Source organism: Streptomyces sp. NPDC029122 (assembly GCF_055569445.1).
This window is the reverse complement of record NZ_JBVHWK010000001.1, coordinates 366,834-381,075: the sequence shown is the minus strand read 5'-3', so window position 1 is coordinate 381,075 and position 14,242 is coordinate 366,834. Positions and strand designations below refer to the sequence as shown.

At 73.5% G+C, this 14,242-nt stretch carries 15 protein-coding genes; 10 read left to right on the top strand and 5 right to left on the bottom strand.

Annotation, left to right across the window (positions count from 1 at the left end):
• The first annotated feature begins 36 nt into the window (after nt 1-36).
• The 4 genes from ACZ4WZ_RS01635 (at nt 37) to ACZ4WZ_RS01620 (ending at nt 3,679) form a co-directional block, all read left to right on the top strand.
• The gene (locus tag ACZ4WZ_RS01635; protein WP_467883934.1) at nt 37-1,245 is read left to right on the top strand and encodes a glycine C-acetyltransferase; all 1,209 of its coding nucleotides are present in this window, start codon (nt 37-39) and stop codon (nt 1,243-1,245) included.
• A 12-nt stretch (nt 1,246-1,257) separates the two neighbouring features.
• Nucleotides 1,258-2,172 carry a LysR family transcriptional regulator gene (locus ACZ4WZ_RS01630; RefSeq protein WP_467883932.1) on the top strand — a complete coding sequence of 305 codons (915 nt, stop codon included), beginning with the start codon at nt 1,258-1,260 and terminating at the stop codon, nt 2,170-2,172.
• A gap of 69 nt (nt 2,173-2,241) precedes the next feature.
• A complete protein-coding gene (gene cpt, locus ACZ4WZ_RS01625) occupies nt 2,242-2,775 on the top strand; it encodes a chloramphenicol phosphotransferase CPT (RefSeq protein ID WP_467884206.1) in 534 nt (177 codons plus the stop codon).
• A gap of 184 nt (nt 2,776-2,959) precedes the next feature.
• Nucleotides 2,960-3,679, top strand: a complete 720-nt coding sequence (locus ACZ4WZ_RS01620; protein WP_467883930.1) for a hypothetical protein — start codon at nt 2,960-2,962, stop codon at nt 3,677-3,679.
• Between the two features lie 43 nt (nt 3,680-3,722).
• Here the strand turns inward: ACZ4WZ_RS01620 and ACZ4WZ_RS01615 are convergent, their stop codons facing one another.
• Nucleotides 3,723-4,598, bottom strand: a complete 876-nt coding sequence (locus tag ACZ4WZ_RS01615; protein ID WP_467883928.1) for a LysR family transcriptional regulator — start codon at nt 4,596-4,598, stop codon at nt 3,723-3,725.
• Between the two features lie 71 nt (nt 4,599-4,669).
• On the opposite strand from ACZ4WZ_RS01615, the gene ACZ4WZ_RS01610 reads away from it, so the two are divergent.
• The gene (locus ACZ4WZ_RS01610) at nt 4,670-5,038 is read left to right on the top strand and encodes a nuclear transport factor 2 family protein (protein ID WP_467883926.1); all 369 of its coding nucleotides are present in this window, start codon (nt 4,670-4,672) and stop codon (nt 5,036-5,038) included.
• 40 nt (nt 5,039-5,078) lie between these two features.
• Here ACZ4WZ_RS01610 and ACZ4WZ_RS01605 read toward each other — a convergent pair whose 3' ends face one another.
• Nucleotides 5,079-5,867 (bottom strand): DeoR/GlpR family DNA-binding transcription regulator, encoded by a 789-nt coding sequence (locus tag ACZ4WZ_RS01605; RefSeq protein WP_467883924.1) that lies wholly within the window; start codon nt 5,865-5,867, stop codon nt 5,079-5,081.
• Between the two features lie 207 nt (nt 5,868-6,074).
• On the opposite strand from ACZ4WZ_RS01605, the gene ACZ4WZ_RS01600 reads away from it, so the two are divergent.
• Both ACZ4WZ_RS01600 and ACZ4WZ_RS01595 read left to right on the top strand, forming a co-directional pair.
• Nucleotides 6,075-6,977: an SIS domain-containing protein gene (locus tag ACZ4WZ_RS01600; RefSeq protein ID WP_467883923.1), complete on the top strand. Its 903-nt coding sequence runs from the start codon at nt 6,075-6,077 to the stop codon at nt 6,975-6,977.
• Complete coding sequence (locus tag ACZ4WZ_RS01595) at nt 6,974-7,816, top strand: class II fructose-bisphosphate aldolase (RefSeq protein ID WP_467883921.1); 843 nt, start codon at nt 6,974-6,976, stop codon at nt 7,814-7,816. Before ACZ4WZ_RS01600 ends, ACZ4WZ_RS01595 begins: the two co-directional genes overlap by 4 nt.
• Nucleotides 7,817-7,858: 42 nt before the next feature.
• On the opposite strand, the gene ACZ4WZ_RS01590 is transcribed toward ACZ4WZ_RS01595, so the two are convergent.
• Nucleotides 7,859-8,359, bottom strand: a complete 501-nt coding sequence (locus ACZ4WZ_RS01590; RefSeq protein WP_467883920.1) for a hypothetical protein — start codon at nt 8,357-8,359, stop codon at nt 7,859-7,861.
• A 128-nt stretch (nt 8,360-8,487) separates the two neighbouring features.
• On the opposite strand from ACZ4WZ_RS01590, the gene ACZ4WZ_RS01585 reads away from it, so the two are divergent.
• The gene (locus ACZ4WZ_RS01585) at nt 8,488-9,678 is read left to right on the top strand and encodes an acyl-CoA dehydrogenase family protein (protein WP_467883918.1); all 1,191 of its coding nucleotides are present in this window, start codon (nt 8,488-8,490) and stop codon (nt 9,676-9,678) included.
• A gap of 55 nt (nt 9,679-9,733) precedes the next feature.
• Here ACZ4WZ_RS01585 and ACZ4WZ_RS01580 read toward each other — a convergent pair whose 3' ends face one another.
• Nucleotides 9,734-11,065 (bottom strand): phosphatase PAP2 family protein, encoded by a 1,332-nt coding sequence (locus ACZ4WZ_RS01580; protein ID WP_467883917.1) that lies wholly within the window; start codon nt 11,063-11,065, stop codon nt 9,734-9,736.
• Nucleotides 11,066-11,271: 206 nt separating this feature from the next.
• Between ACZ4WZ_RS01580 and ACZ4WZ_RS01575 the strand changes: the two genes are divergently transcribed.
• Together ACZ4WZ_RS01575 and ACZ4WZ_RS01570 are read left to right on the top strand one after the other, a co-directional pair.
• The gene (locus ACZ4WZ_RS01575; protein WP_467883915.1) at nt 11,272-12,102 is read left to right on the top strand and encodes a DUF2182 domain-containing protein; all 831 of its coding nucleotides are present in this window, start codon (nt 11,272-11,274) and stop codon (nt 12,100-12,102) included.
• Nucleotides 12,103-12,239: 137 nt separating this feature from the next.
• Nucleotides 12,240-12,911, top strand: a complete 672-nt coding sequence (locus ACZ4WZ_RS01570; RefSeq protein ID WP_467883913.1) for a DUF1326 domain-containing protein — start codon at nt 12,240-12,242, stop codon at nt 12,909-12,911.
• Here ACZ4WZ_RS01570 and lysA read toward each other — a convergent pair.
• Nucleotides 12,908-14,242 (bottom strand): diaminopimelate decarboxylase, encoded by a 1,335-nt coding sequence (gene lysA, locus ACZ4WZ_RS01565; protein ID WP_467883912.1) that lies wholly within the window; start codon nt 14,240-14,242, stop codon nt 12,908-12,910. The genes ACZ4WZ_RS01570 and lysA overlap by 4 nt on opposite strands.

Sequence of the window (14,242 nt, the reverse complement as noted above, 5' to 3'; positions counted from 1 at the left end):
CCGGACGGCGATCCGCACAAGGAGAATCCGAAGCCCATGTTCGAGTCCGTACGCGAAGACCTCCGCACCACCCTCGACGAGATCCGCGCAGCGGGCCTGCACAAGCCCGAGCGCGTCATCGGCACCCCGCAGAACGCCGCCGTCGCCGTCACCGCGGGCGGCGCCCCCGGCGAGGTGCTGAACTTCTGCGCCAACAACTACCTCGGGCTGGCCGACCACCCCGACGTGGTCGCCGCCGCGAAGGACGCGCTCGACCGCTGGGGCTACGGCATGGCCTCCGTCCGCTTCATCTGCGGCACCCAGGAGGTGCACAAGGAGCTGGAGGCCCGCCTGTCGGCCTTCCTCGGCCAGGAGGACACGATCCTCTACTCCTCCTGCTTCGACGCCAACGGCGGCGTCTTCGAGACCCTGCTCGGCGCCGAGGACGCGGTGATCTCCGACGCCCTCAACCACGCCTCCATCATCGACGGCATCCGGCTGTCCAAGGCCCGCCGCTTCCGCTACGCCAACCGCGACATGGCCGAGCTGGAGGCGCGCCTGAAGGAGGCCACCGAGGGCGGCGCCCGCCGCAAGATCATCGTCACCGACGGCGTCTTCTCCATGGACGGCTACGTCGCCCCGCTGACCGAGATCTGCGACCTCGCCGACCGCTACGACGCCATGGTCATGGTCGACGACTCGCACGCCGTCGGCTTCGTCGGCCCCGGCGGCCGCGGCACCCCGGAGCTGCACGGGGTGATGGACCGCGTCGACATCATCACCGGCACCCTCGGCAAGGCCCTCGGCGGTGCTTCCGGCGGCTACGTCGCCGCGCGCGCCGAGATCGTCGAACTGCTGCGCCAGCGCTCGCGCCCGTACCTCTTCTCCAACTCCCTCGCCCCGGTGATCGCCGCCGCCTCCCTGAAGGTCCTCGACCTGCTGGAGTCCGCCGACGACCTGCGCGAGCGGCTCACGGCCAACACCAAGCTCTTCCGCACGAAGATGACCGAGGCCGGCTTCGAGATCCTGCCCGGCGACCACGCCATCGCCCCCGTCATGATCGGCGACGCCGCCGAGGCGGGCCGGATGGCGGAGCTGCTGCTGGAGCGCGGCGTGTACGTGATCGGCTTCTCGTACCCGGTCGTTCCCCTCGGCGCGGCCCGTATCCGCGTCCAGCTCTCGGCGGCCCACTCGACGGCCGACGTGGAGCGCGCGGTGGCCGCCTTCGTGGACGCCCGCGCGACGCTTTCCGCTGCTCAGGGCTGACATCATGGGGGTGTGATCGACCCCCGCCGGCTGCGCATCCTGCGGGCCGTGGCGGACCACCGTACGGTGACCGCCGCGGCCGCAGCCCTGTACCTCACCCCCTCCGCCGTCTCCCAGCAGCTCGCCGCGCTGGAGCAGGAGACCGGCCACGCGCTGCTGACCCGCAGCGGCCGGGGCGTACGGCTCACGGCGGCCGGGGAGATCCTGCTGGGCCACGCGCACGAGGTGCAGGCCCAGCTGGAGCGCGCCGAGGCGGAACTCGCCGCCTACGCGGGCGGTTCGGCCGGCGAGGTCACGGTGGCGGCCTTCGCCACCGGCATCGCCGAGGTACTGGCCCCGGCCATCGCCCGCCTCGCCCTGGAGCACCCGGGCATCCGGCTCCGGGTCCGCGACGCGGAGGGCGACCAGAGCCTGCCGCTGCTGCTCGCCGGGGAGGCCGACCTGGCGCTGGCGGTGGAGTACCGGGGCGCGCCGGGCGCCGACGACGGCCGGCTGTCGGTGCTCCCGCTGTACGCGGAACCCTTCGACGCGGTGCTGCCGGCCGGGCATCCGCTCGCCGGTCTGCCCGCCGTGGCGCTGGCGGACCTCTCCGACGCGGACTGGGTCGGCCAGTACCCGGGGAACCCGTGCCACGACGTGACCCTGCTGGCGTGTGAACTGGCGGGGTTCCAGCCGCGCTTCGTCCACTCCTCGGACGACTTCCGGGCGGTGACCGCCCTCGTCGGAGCGGGCGCGGGGGTGGCGCTGGTGCCGCGTTCGGCGCTGCGCGGCATGGACCTCCGGGAGGTCCGCGTACGCCCCGTCGCGGGCCCGGCCGCCACCCGCCGCGTCTTCGCCGCCACCCGTCGCGGAGCCGAGACCCACCCGCTGATCGCCCCGGTCCTGGCGGCCCTGACCCACGAGGCCCGGCGGGTCCCGGCACACTGAGCGGCCGGGCGCCGAAACCCGGTGGGCGCCGGGCGGGGAGCGGCCTACGGTGGGTCCGTGACGACTCAGATGATCATTCTCAACGGCGCGTCCAGCTCGGGGAAGTCCGGGATCGTGCGCTGCCTCCAGGCCGAACTGCCCGAGCCGTGGCTGGCGTTCGGCTGTGATTCCTTCGTCGACGCCCTGCCCGCGAGGATGCGGGACGCGGACGGGGGGATCGTCTTCGGCGAGGACGGCCGGGTGAGCGTCGGGGCGGACTTCCGGGCGCTGGAGGAGGCCTGGACGGAGGGCATCGCGACGATGGCGCGGGCCGGCGCCAGGATCGTCGTGGACGACGTCTTCCTCGGCGGAGCGGAGTCGCAGAAGCGCTGGCTGCGGGCCCTGGCCGGGCTGGACGTACTGTGGGTCGGGGTCAGGTGCGACCCCGAGGTCGCCGCGGGCCGGGAGGTCGCGCGCGGCGACCGCACCCCGGGCATGGCGGCGTCCCAGGCGGCCGTGGTCCACGAGGGGGTCTTCTACGACCTGGAGGTGGACACCACGCACACCGAGTCCCTCGCCTGCGCCCGCACCATCGCCGCCCACCTCGCCCGGCCCGGTTCCTGACCGCCGCGCGATCCGCGTCCCAGCCGGCTGAGGACCCGGTCGGAGGGCCCAGGGCCGTCGGCATGGCTGAGTGGGGGCTATGCGGTGAAGGGCGAGACCTGGCCCTTCTCCCGGCCGCCGCCACGACACCTGCGCAAGCGGAGTCGCCTCGCCGTTGGCGGCCTCGTGGGGGTTCAATGTCCAGGTGGTGGACTGGACACAGATGCGTGACTGCTGGTTCGAGGTTGATCGCGTTCCCGAGCTCTTGGAGCGGGTGGAGCGCGAGGGCGACCCTGAAGCGTGGAAGGAGCTGGGTTGGCGGCTCGTCCTTGAGCACGACCTGCTGTCTCCGGCCAGTTTCGCCGCCTTGCCGCGCCTGGTTCGCCTCGCGCCACGCAGCGCGGAGGCGCGCGGGCTGGCAGGGAAGATCCTTGAGCGCGTGGCAGGGCGGCACGGCTGCGATGGCCTGCTGGCTGACTGCGCCGACGCGATCAAGGAGTTCCGTGAGGTGCTGGACGGGCACCTGCGGTCGAGGCCGGCTGACTACTTCGCGTGCTTCCGTGCCCTGCTCGCAGTTGAAGAGGAGTACCACTGGGCGAACGCCCTGGAGGGCTTCACGGACGACATCATGGGCGTGGACTGTCCCCACTGCGGCGTGGCCGTGACGATCGCCATCGGCGGCTTCGGACGCTACTCGCAGGTGTACGACGCCGGTGAGCTGATCCGACGGGACCTGCGGCCGGCGGCCGCCGAGGAACTCACCGGAACCGGCCGATGGATGCACGAGGTCACTGTCCGCGACGGGCAGGAGGCGCTCGCCAACGGGATTGCCCACCTGTTCGGTGGAGCGGAATGCCCGCGATGTGCCAGCGTCTTCACAGTCGCGGACGAGTACACGTCCGCCAACCGTCCGGTCGTGCGGTAAGCCACAGCCACGAGCCGGGTGCTCCCGCCCCATCGGACAGCCCTCAGGCACCTCGCAGTGCGGCGAGGAGCCTGGCGCGCAGCAGCCGTACGGACGGGGAGTGCTGGTCGCGGCGGGCGATGAGGCCGAGCCGGCCGTGCGTGGCGGCGTCGGCGAGGGGGACGGCCCGGAGGCCGGAGCCCTGGGCGGAGGAGGCGCTGAGGACGGCGACGCCCGCGCCGCGTTCGGCGAGGCGGAGCAGGGTGAGCGGGGAGCTGGCCTCGATGTCCACGCGCGGGTCCAGGCCGAGCCGGCGGCAGGAGTCCTCGTAGGCGGCACGGATTCCGGTGCCCCGGGAGAGGCAGAGGACCTTCTCGCCCCGGAGGCCGGCCAGCCGGGGTTCCGCCCGGTCGAGACGGTGCCCGGCCGGCACGCATACGGCGATCGGCTCGTCGACGACGACGTCCGACTCCAGGCCCGGGGCGACCTCGCCCGCGTAGGCGATCAGGGCGAGGTCGAGGGCGCCGGAGAGGACCTGGGACTGGAGGTCGTCGGAGTGGCCCTCGTGCAGGCTGAGTTCGATGCCGGGGTGGGTGCGGCCGAGGCCGGCGACGGTGTCCAGGAAGGGCGGGATCGAGCAGCCCATGATCATGCCGAGCCGGACGCGGCCGCGGACCGCGTCGGCGAACTCGGCCGCGGTGTGCTGGATGGCGTCGACGGTGGCGAGGGCGTTCTTCGCGAGGGGGAGCACGGCCTCGCCGGCGGGGGTGAGGCGGACCCGGCGTCCGGAGCGGTCGAGCAGGGGCTGTCCCAACTCGCGTTCCAGTTTCGCCACTTGGGTGCTGATGCCGGATTGGCTGACGTGCAGGCGGTGGGCGGCGCCGGTGAACGTGCCCTCGTCCACCACGGCGGCGAAGTAGCGCAGCTGGTGCATCTCCATATTCCAGGATGATAGATCCCATCACCATCATCTGTTGGACTGATGGCCGCGGCGCTCGGGAAGATGGGGACATGACGACAACGAAGAGCGCACGACAGCTTGCAGAGGCCTACTTCACCGCCTGGGAGGCGGGCGACTTCGAGACCGTGCGGGGGCTGGTGGCCGAGGACGTCGACTTCGTCGGGCCGCTGGGAACGGCAACGGGGGTGGAGGAGGCGCTGGCCGGGCTGAAGGGGGTCGGCCAGGTGCTGGAGAAGATCGACGTGAAGGCGCGGGTGGCGGAAGGCGATGAGGTGATCACCTGGTTCGAGCTGCACACCACCGTGGCGCCGCCGGCGCCGACGGCGAACTGGATGCACGTGGAGGACGGCAGGATCGCCCGGATCCGGGTCGCCTTCGACCCCCGCGAGGTGCTGGCGGGGTTCGAGGGCCGGGGCTGAGCGGAGGGGGACGTTCGGTACGCCTTCCCCTGGCGCGTCGTCAGACCCGTACGACGTCCACGCCCGCGTCCCGGAAGGGCCGGGCGGCGGCGTCCGTCAGGGCGGTGTCCGTCACCAGGACGTCCACGGCGGAGGTGGCGCAGATCCGGGCGAAGGCGCGGACTCCCAGCTTCGTGGAGTCCGCCGCCACGACCACGCGGCGGGCCCGTTGGCACAGCAGCGCGTTGACGGCGGCCTCGTCCTCGTGGCGGGTGGCCGCGCCGTCGGCCGGGTCGAAGGCGTCGACGCCGACCACGGCCGTGTCGACGGTCAGCTGACCGAGCGTCTGCTGGGCCAGCGGCCCGGTCAGTTCGTACGACTGCGGCCGGGCCACTCCGCCCGTCAGGACGATCTTGAACTGGGGCCGGACCGCCAGTTCGCCCGCGATGTTGAGCGCGTTGGTGACCACGGTGAGCGCGGGGGAGCCGCCGACGGGTGCGGCGAGGTCGGCGCGGGCCGCGAGGGCGCGGGCGACCTCCGTCGTCGTGGTGCCGCCCGTCAGCCCGATCACCTCGCCCGGCGCGATCAGGGCCGCGACCGCCTCGCTGATCCGGCGCTTCTCGGCGGCCCGGCGCGAGGTGCGGTACCGCAGGGGGAGTTCGTAGGAGACCCCGTGCGGCACCGCTCCGCCGCGCGTGCGGACGAGCAGCTGCTGCTCCGCGAGCTGATCGAGGTCCCGCCGGATGGTCGCCGCCGACACGCCGAGCGCCTCGGCGGCCGGTTCCACCTCCAGCCCGTGGCGTTCCACGAGCAGGTCCAGCAGTCTTCGCCAGCGTTCCTCGCGGGTCATGGCGCCCCTCCCGTGTCGTCCCCCGGGCCTCCGCCGGGCCCGCCGTCGAGATTAACCCAGCGGATCACCGTGGAGATGCTTGAAGTTGCGCGAAACAGCCCGCTACCTTGCAGGAACACGCAACAGCAGGCAGAACACGCAGGAGCACGCAGGGAAGTCCGGCCGGTAGGCATCCCGGCCGACGCATCCGACCCGCAAGGAGCCCGCATGAGTCACGTCGCGTACGAGCTGGCCACGCAGCCCGACAGCTGGGAACGGGCCGCCGAACTGGCCCCGGCCCACCGGGCGGTGCTGCCCGGGCCCGGCGAGCGTACCGCGGTCGTCGGCTGCGGGACCTCGTACTACATGGCCCAGGCGGCCGCCGCCCTGCGCGAGGAGGCCGGGCACGGGGAGACCGACGCCTTCCCCGCCTCGGAGTTCCCCCGCCACCGCCGCTACGACCGGGTCGTCGCCCTGACCCGGTCCGGGACCACCACCGAGGTGCTGGACCTCCTCGCCGGGCTGCGGGAGGCCGGGACCCCGACCACCGCCGTCATCGGGGACCCGGACACCCCGGTCGTGACCCTCGCGGACGACCTCGTCGTACTGGACTTCGCCGACGAGCGGTCCGTCGTCCAGACCCGCTTCGCCACCACCGCCCTCACCCTGCTGCGGGCCCACGTCGGCGCCCACACCCCCGCCGTGATCGCCGACGCGCGCACCGCCCTGGAGCTGCCCCTGCCCAACGGCCTCGAGGCGCGCGGCCAGTTCACCTTCCTCGGACGCGGCTGGAGCGTGGGCCTGGCCCACGAGGCCGCCCTGAAGATGCGCGAGGCATCGCTGTCGTGGGCCGAGGCCTATCCCGCGATGGAATACCGGCACGGGCCCGTCAGCGTCACCGGCCCCGGCTCGGTCACCTGGTCGCTGGGCGACACCCCCGAGGGGATCGCCGAGCAGGTCCTGGGCACCGGCGCGCAATGGGTCGACGGGGAACTCGACCCGCTCGCCGAGCTGGTGCGGGCACAGCGCCTCGCCGTCGCCGTCGCCGCGCACCGGGGGCTCGACCCCGACGCGCCCCGCAACCTCACCCGCTCGGTGATCCTCACCGCGGGCGAGGAGGCGGTCCGATGAGCCTCGCCGCCGCCGGGGCCCTCGTCGCCGGGGCGGCCGCGGCCGGCGGCGCCGTCGCCGCCTTCAACATCATCACCCTGGAACACGCCGAAGCCGTGGTCGAGGGCGCCGAACGGACCGGCCTGCCCGTCATCCTGCAACTCAGCGAGAACGCCGTGAAGTTCCGCGGCGGAGCCCTGCTGCCCATCGCCCGGGCCGCCGCCGCCTGCGCGGAGGCCGCCCGGGTGCCCGTCGGCCTCCACCTCGACCACGTCAAGAGCCCCGACCTGCTGCGGCAGGCCGCGGACGCCGGCTTCGGGTCCGTGATGTACGACGCCGCGCACCTGCCCTACGCCGAGAACCTGGAGTCCACCCGGTCCGCCGCCGACTGGGCCCACGCCAACGGGCTGTGGATCGAGGCGGAGCTGGGCGAGGTCGGCGGCAAGAACGGGGCCGCGCCGCTCGACCCGCACGCGCCGGGCGCCCGTACCGACCCGGACGAGGCCCGGCGGTTCGTCGCCGACTCCGGGGTCGACGCCCTGGCTGTGGCCATCGGCAGCAGCCACGCCATGACCAGCCGCACCGCCTCCCTCGACCACGCCCTGCTGGCGCGGCTCGCCAAGACCCTGGACGTGCCGCTGGTGCTGCACGGCTCCTCCGGCCTGCCCGACGCGGAACTCGCGGCCGCCGTCGCCGGCGGGATCCGCAAGGTCAACATCGGCACCGCCCTCAACCTGGCCATGACCGAGGCCATCCGCACCCACCTCACCCCGGCCGACCCCCGCCCGTACCTCACCGCCGCCCGCACGGCGATGGCGGCGACGGCCGAGGCGATGATCGGGGCGCTGGGCCGGCCCTGACACCGCCGCCGGAGCCGCGCGTCCGCGCGGGCGCGGGCCTCGTCAGCCGTCGAGCGCCGCCAGCAGCGCCCGCGCGAACCCGCCCAGCGCCTCCGGCTCGGCCAGGGGTATCCCGCCCAGTTCCGCGAAGCACCAGCCGAAGGGATTGGCGTACCGGGGCGAGCCGTTCGCGTCGGTGCCGACCCGGTCCCGGTCCAGGTCGAAGGTGGCCTCCAGCGCCAGGTAGAGCTCGGGGCCGTAGCCGACCGTCGCCCGCACCTCGGTGTACCCGTCGTCGAAGAGCCGGAAGTCGGGCTCCCCGCCGCCGGCCTCCAGGGTGTCCAGGATCCCCAGCGCGAAGTCGCGTACGTCCTGCTCCCGCGCGGTCCCCGCCAGCAGGGGCGCCCGGGCGACCGGTGTGCCCACTTCGAAGATCCACGTCCCGTCGGCGGTCCGCCGCCGGAGCCGCAGGGGAACCGGGGTGTCACCCGTGTGGTGGTGGGTGAGCCCCGGGCACTCCACCACGATCTCGCTGCCCGCCACGACCGTCTCCACGTCCCTCATGGGGCGTGACCCTACCGGCGCGGGGGCCCCGGGTCGCCGTCCCGGCCCTTCCCAATTCCTGTAACGGGTTCTACTCTGACCGCCGCCACCGCAGCGACCGGCGCGACCGCGAGACTCCCGGAGGGGCCGTGCACCTCGAATACACGCCTGAGCAGCAGCAGTTGCGCACCGAACTGCGCGCCTACTTCGCCGAGCTCGTGCCGGAGGACGTCCACGCCCGCTACGAGGACCCCGCCGCGCAGAAGCGCTTCTACCGGGAGACCATCCGCCGCCTCGGCGCGGACGGCTGGCTCGGCGTCGGCTGGCCGAAGGAGTACGGCGGCCGCGGGATGTCGGCCATGGAGCAGTTCATCTTCTTCGACGAGGCCGCGCAGGCCGTCGTCCCGCTGCCGCTGATGGCCCTGAACACGGTCGGCCCGACCCTCATGCGGTTCGGCACCGACGAGCAGAAGGCGTACTTCCTCCCCCGGATCCTCTCGGGGGAGATCGACTTCGCCATCGGCTACAGCGAACCCGACGCCGGCACCGACCTGGCCGCCCTCAGGTGCGGGGCCGTCCGCGAGGGCGACGAGGAGAGCGGGACCTACGTGGTCAACGGCCAGAAGACGTGGACCACCAACGGCGACACCGCCGACTGGGTCTGGCTCGCCGTCCGCACCGACCCGGACGCCCCCGCTCACAAGGGCATCACCATGCTGCTCGTGCCGACCTCCGACCCCGGCTACTCCTGCACCCTGATCAACACCCTCGCCTCGCACGACACGACCGCCAGCCACTACGAGGACATCCGCGTGCCCGCGAGCCGCCGCGTCGGGCAGGAGAACAAGGGCTGGCGCCTGATCACCAACCAGCTCAACCACGAGCGCGTCACCCTCGCCGCTCACGGCACCATGGCCATCCGCGCCCTGCACGACGTACAGCGCTGGGCCGCCGCGACGAAGCTCGCGGACGGGCGCCGAGTGATCGACCTGTCCTGGGTGCGCGGCCGTCTCGCCCGCACGCACGCCCGCCTCGACGCGATGAAGCTGCTCAACTGGCAGATGGTGGGCGCCGTCGAGTCGGGCACCCTCACCCCGCAGGACGCCTCCGCGGTCAAGGTGTACGGCTCGGAGGCGCGCAGGGACGCGTACGCCTGGCTCATGGAGGTCGTCGGCGCGGCGGGCTCCCTCAAGGACGGCTCCGCGGGCGCGGTCCTGCACGGCGAGCTGGAACGGGGCTACCGCAGCGCCGTGATCTTCACCTTCGGCGGCGGCAACAACGAGATCCAGCGCGAGATCATCTCCTGGATCGGCCTGGGCATGCCGAGGGTCCGCCGCTGACCGCCCGCGCGCACCGCCGGCCGAGGGACCGCCCCTCGGCCGGCGGTGCGGCGGGTCAGACCAGTTCGGGCTGGGGCTCGTGCGAGCGGGGCGCCGGCAGGTGCACCGCCGGGGGCTGCCGGTCCCAGAGCCGCGTGGTCCTCACGTAGCCGTAGACGACCGCGGCCGACGCCAGGAGCACCAGCGGACCGAACACCCAGGGATGCCCGGCCATCTCCATCGACAGATAGCGGTACGACACCAGCAGCGCGGTGAAGACCGCGGTGCCGGAGCCGACCAGCAGGGTCGCCCGCCGGTCCCAGCCGCGGGCGAGCGCCCGCAGCGCCGCCTCGATCGTGAGGGTGAACACCACGCCCGAGACGATGTCCGCTCCGTAGTGGTAGCCGAAGCCCAGCGTCGCGCCGAGCGTGGCGATCAGCCAGAAGGTGCCGAGGAACCGCAGGACCCACGGACCCTTGCGGGAGTGGATGAAGATCGCGGTGGCCCACGCCGTGTGCAGGCTGGGCATGCAGTTGCGCGGGGTGATCTCGTCGAAGAGCATCGGCCGCGGGGTTCCGAGGGCGGGCATCGTGTGCGGCCACAGGTTGGCCACCGCCCACTGGCCGCCGTCGGCGCCGTAGGCGAGGATCGGCCCGACCACCGGGAAGACCATGTAGATGCCCGGCCCGAGGAGGCCGACCACCAGGAACGTGCGCACCAGGTGGTGGGCCGGGAAGCGCCGCTGGACCGCCACGTGGCGCAGCTGGTACAGGGCGACCAGGACCGCGCCGACCGCGAGCTGGATGTAGACCCATTCGAGCACGTGGTGGCCGAGCGGGCCGGTGGCCTCCACGATCCGGCCGGCCACCCACGACGGGTTGCCGAGCGCGTGGTCGGCGGCCGCCACGTACTGGTCCAGCACCATCGGGCGGGTCTTCGCGGTGATCAGCAGCCAGGCGTAGCCGGTCTTGCGGCCGGTGACCAGCAGCAGCGCCAGTCCGGCGCCCTTCAGCAGCAGGGCGCGCTCGGGGCCGGTGCGGCGCGTGACGGCGAAGACGGCACAGCCCAGGGTCACCCACAGGGCGCCGCTGCCGGCCATGTTCTCGGCGCCGAGCGCCCACCGTACGAGCCACAGGACCAGGTCGATGCCGACCGCGGCGCCGAGCGCGATGAACCGCTGCCGCCAGGTGAGCACGACCATCATCAACGCCATGCTCGCGTACAGCACGGTCCCCGACCTCGGGGCGAAGATCACCTCTCGCGCCTGGTCGGTGATCGGACCCGCCACGCCGTAACGGCGCGCGGTTATTTCCAGGGCGACGAGGAATCCGAGGCCCGTCACGCTCACCGCGGCCCACAGAATGACCCGTGGCCGACGCCAAGCCCCGGACTCGATTCCGCCGCCCATGCGCGCAAGCGTGCGCGATACCGCAGATATCATTTTCAGCCGATGTTCATATTTCAACCTGGTGATTGTTGGCTCGAACATGTTAGCGGAGCGGTGTGGCTCCGCTCATGAGGTCGGCCCGGACCGCATCAGGGATCGCCGCACCACCGGTTCTGTGCTGAGCTGGGAGGGTCCTCGGGCCACCGCGCGCCCCCGGGAGGCGCACCATGCCGCACGTCCGTCCCGGCGCACCCGCGCCGAACCGGCCCGGAGTCCTGCTGCCGAGGCGCGAGCTGGCGGTCGGCTGGACGCTGATGGTGCTGATCGCCGTACTCGCCTGGGCGGCCACGGTCGCCCAGTCCCGGCGGATGGGGACGGGGCCCGGCAGCATGGGCACGGCGCCGCCGCTCTTCCTCGCTCTCTGGGTGGTCATGATGGCGGCGATGATGCTGCCCTCGGTGGCGCCCGTGGCCCTCACCTGGGTGCGCGGCATCGGCCGCCGCTCGGCGGGCCCCGCCCGCGCACTGCGCACCGCCCAGTTCGTGAGCGGCTACCTGCTGGCCTGGACCGGCTTCGGGCTGCTGGTGTACGGGGCGCTGGCCGTGACCGGGCGCCTGGTGGAGGCCGCTCCCGGGGCGGCCCGGTGGATCGGCGCGGGCGCCTTCCTCCTCGCGGGGCTCCAGCAGTTCGGGCCGCTGAAGCGGGTCTGCCTGCGGCACTGCCGCAACCCGATGTTCCAGCTCGCCCGGTACGCGCGCTACCGGCGGTGGGCCAAGGACCTGCGGGTCGGCGCGCACCACGGCCTGTACTGCGTCGGCTGCTGCTGGGGCCTGATGATCGTCCTGATCCCGCTCGGGGTGATGAACGTGGCCGCGATGGCGGCCGTCGCCGGGGTGATCTTCCTGGAGAAGCTCTGGCGGCGGGGCCCGTGGCTGGCCCGGGCGGTGGGCCTCGTCTTCCTCGTGCTGGCGGCCCTCGCCCCCTTCCAGGACTGGCTGCTGCCGGGACTGGATCCGGGCCCGCCGATGGGGGAGATGGACATGCACCGGATGGGGTGACCGCTACCGCCGTCGCGGCGGCAGGAGGAGAATCGAGCTGATGACCCGTACCGCCGAACACGGGCGGCGGTGTCGGCCCGGGCATGGCGGGCCCTCCGCGACGCCCGCCCGGCGCGGGGTCACGTGGAGGCGATGAGATGTCCGAGACCCCAGCGACCGTCCCGGCCTGGCACGCGGCCGGGGACTGGTTCGACACGTGCAGATGTGATGTTCCGTGCCCCTGCTCCTTCGCCCAGCGGCCCAGCTACGGCGAATGCGACGGAGTCCTCGCCTGGCACATACGCGAGGGCAACTACGGTGACGTGACGCTCGACGGCCTGAACGTCCTGATGCTCGGCTCCTTCGTCGGGAACGTGTGGGCGGAGCACAGCGACACGTACGCGGCGATCTTCCTCGACGAGCGCGCCGACGAGGCCCAGCGCCAGGCACTGCAGATGATCTTCGGGGGCCAGGCGGGCAGCTGGCCGGCCGAGATGGTGGCCATGATGGACGCCGAGATGCGCGGCCTGGACTTCGCCCCCGTCCACATCGAGGTCGACGAGGACCTCGGCGGCTGGAGGGCCACCGTCCCCGGCCGGGTCGAGGCCAGCGCGGTGGCCCTCACGGGTCCCACGACCCCGGAGGGCGCGCGGGTCCAGTCGACGAACCTGCCGGGCTCGGAGACCGGGCCGGGACAGGTCGCCACCTGGGGCCGCTCGACCGCGGACCGGGCCGACGCCTTCGGCTTCCACTGGAGCAGGGAGGGCCAGTCCAGCAAGCACATCACCTTCGACTGGACCGGACCCGACGACACGGGCGCGGGACGCTAGCCGCCGATGTCGCGGCTGCGGAAGTCGTCCAGGGTCTCGCGCCTGACGAGGAGCCGTGCCGCGGCCCCGTGTACCGCGATCACCGGCGGCGGGCCGACCATGTTGTACCCGGAGGCCATGGAGAGCTGGTAGGCCCCGGCCACCGGTACGGCGAGCAGGCCGCCGGGGTGGACGTCGTCGGGCAGGGGCACCCCGGCGGCGAGGACGTCACCGGCCTCGCAGTGCCGGCCGACCACGGTGGCCGTGCCGGGGTCGGCCGTGGAGGCGCGGGCGGCCAGCCGGGGCGCGCACCGCACCCCGTACAGGGCGGGCCGCGGGTTGTCGCTCATCCCGCCGTCCACGGCGACGAACACGTCGTCCCGGGTGCGTTTCACGGCGAGCACGCGGTACAGGGCGACCCCGGCCGGACCCACGACGGCCCGCCCCGGCTCGATCGCGAGCCGGGGCACGGGCAGAGCGGCGGCGGCGCAGGCCCGGGCGAGGCCGGTGCGCAGCCCGCGTGCCAGCGAGGCCAGGTCCAGGGCCGGTTCCCCGGGGCGGTACGCGATGCCGTGCCCGCCGCCCAGGTCCAGCTCGGGCAGCGCGACCCCGTGCGCGTCGCGGACCTCGGCCATCAGCTCCACCATGCGGCGCAGCGCCACCAGGTAGGGGGCGACGTCGGTGATCTGGGAGCCGATGTGGCAGTGCGGCCCGGCCAGTTCCAGCTGCGGCTGGGGCAGGATCCGGTCGACGGCCCGCCGGGCGCTGCCGTCGGCGGCGGACAGCCCGAACTTCTGGTCCTCCGTACCGGTACGGATCTTCTCGTGGCCGCCGGCGCGGACACCCGGCACCACCCGCACCAGGACCTTCTGGCGGCCCCGGGGTCCCACGGCGGCGGCGATGCGGGCTATCTCGGAGGGGCTGTCGATGACGATCCTCCCCACGCCGAGCCGCAGCGCGGCCCCGATGTCCCGGGGTGATGTGGCGTTGCCGTGCGGCACGATCCGCTCGGCGGGGAACCCCGAGGTCACGGCGAGTTCCAGTTCCCCGGCGGAGCACACGTCCAGTCCGAGGCCCTCCTCCCGGACCCAGCGCACCATCGCGCGGGAGAGGAAGGCCTTGGCCGCGTACAGGACATCGGCTCCGGGGAAGGCGTCCCGGTAGGCGCGGCAGCGTGCGCGCACCTCACCCTCGTCCAGTACGTACGCCGGGGTCCCGAACCGTTCGGCGACCTCCGCCAGCGGCACCCCGCCGACGGCCAGGCCGCCGCGGGCGAGCGCGGTCGTGGACGCGGGCCAGACGGACAGGCCACCGGCGCCCGCCGACACCTCGGGGACGGCTGCGATGGTCAT

What these genes read in the sequence shown, in the direction of transcription:
- ACZ4WZ_RS01610 (WP_467883926.1), top strand. Translation starts at nt 4,670, where the DNA reads ATGACGACAACGAAGAGCGCACGACAGCTTGCAGAGGCCTACTTCACC.
- cpt (WP_467884206.1), top strand. Translation starts at nt 2,242, where the DNA reads ATGATCATTCTCAACGGCGCGTCCAGCTCGGGGAAGTCCGGGATCGTG.
- ACZ4WZ_RS01570 (WP_467883913.1), top strand. Translation starts at nt 12,240, where the DNA reads ATGTCCGAGACCCCAGCGACCGTCCCGGCCTGGCACGCGGCCGGGGAC.
- ACZ4WZ_RS01575 (WP_467883915.1), top strand. Translation starts at nt 11,272, where the DNA reads ATGCCGCACGTCCGTCCCGGCGCACCCGCGCCGAACCGGCCCGGAGTC.
- ACZ4WZ_RS01615 (WP_467883928.1), bottom strand. Translation starts at nt 4,598, where the DNA reads ATGGAGATGCACCAGCTGCGCTACTTCGCCGCCGTGGTGGACGAGGGC.
- ACZ4WZ_RS01635 (WP_467883934.1), top strand. Translation starts at nt 37, where the DNA reads ATGTTCGAGTCCGTACGCGAAGACCTCCGCACCACCCTCGACGAGATC.
- ACZ4WZ_RS01580 (WP_467883917.1), bottom strand. Translation starts at nt 11,065, where the DNA reads ATGGGCGGCGGAATCGAGTCCGGGGCTTGGCGTCGGCCACGGGTCATT.
- lysA (WP_467883912.1), bottom strand. Translation starts at nt 14,242, where the DNA reads ATGACCATCGCAGCCGTCCCCGAGGTGTCGGCGGGCGCCGGTGGCCTG.
- ACZ4WZ_RS01595 (WP_467883921.1), top strand. Translation starts at nt 6,974, where the DNA reads ATGAGCCTCGCCGCCGCCGGGGCCCTCGTCGCCGGGGCGGCCGCGGCC.
- ACZ4WZ_RS01605 (WP_467883924.1), bottom strand. Translation starts at nt 5,867, where the DNA reads ATGACCCGCGAGGAACGCTGGCGAAGACTGCTGGACCTGCTCGTGGAA.
- ACZ4WZ_RS01590 (WP_467883920.1), bottom strand. Translation starts at nt 8,359, where the DNA reads ATGAGGGACGTGGAGACGGTCGTGGCGGGCAGCGAGATCGTGGTGGAG.
- ACZ4WZ_RS01600 (WP_467883923.1), top strand. Translation starts at nt 6,075, where the DNA reads ATGAGTCACGTCGCGTACGAGCTGGCCACGCAGCCCGACAGCTGGGAA.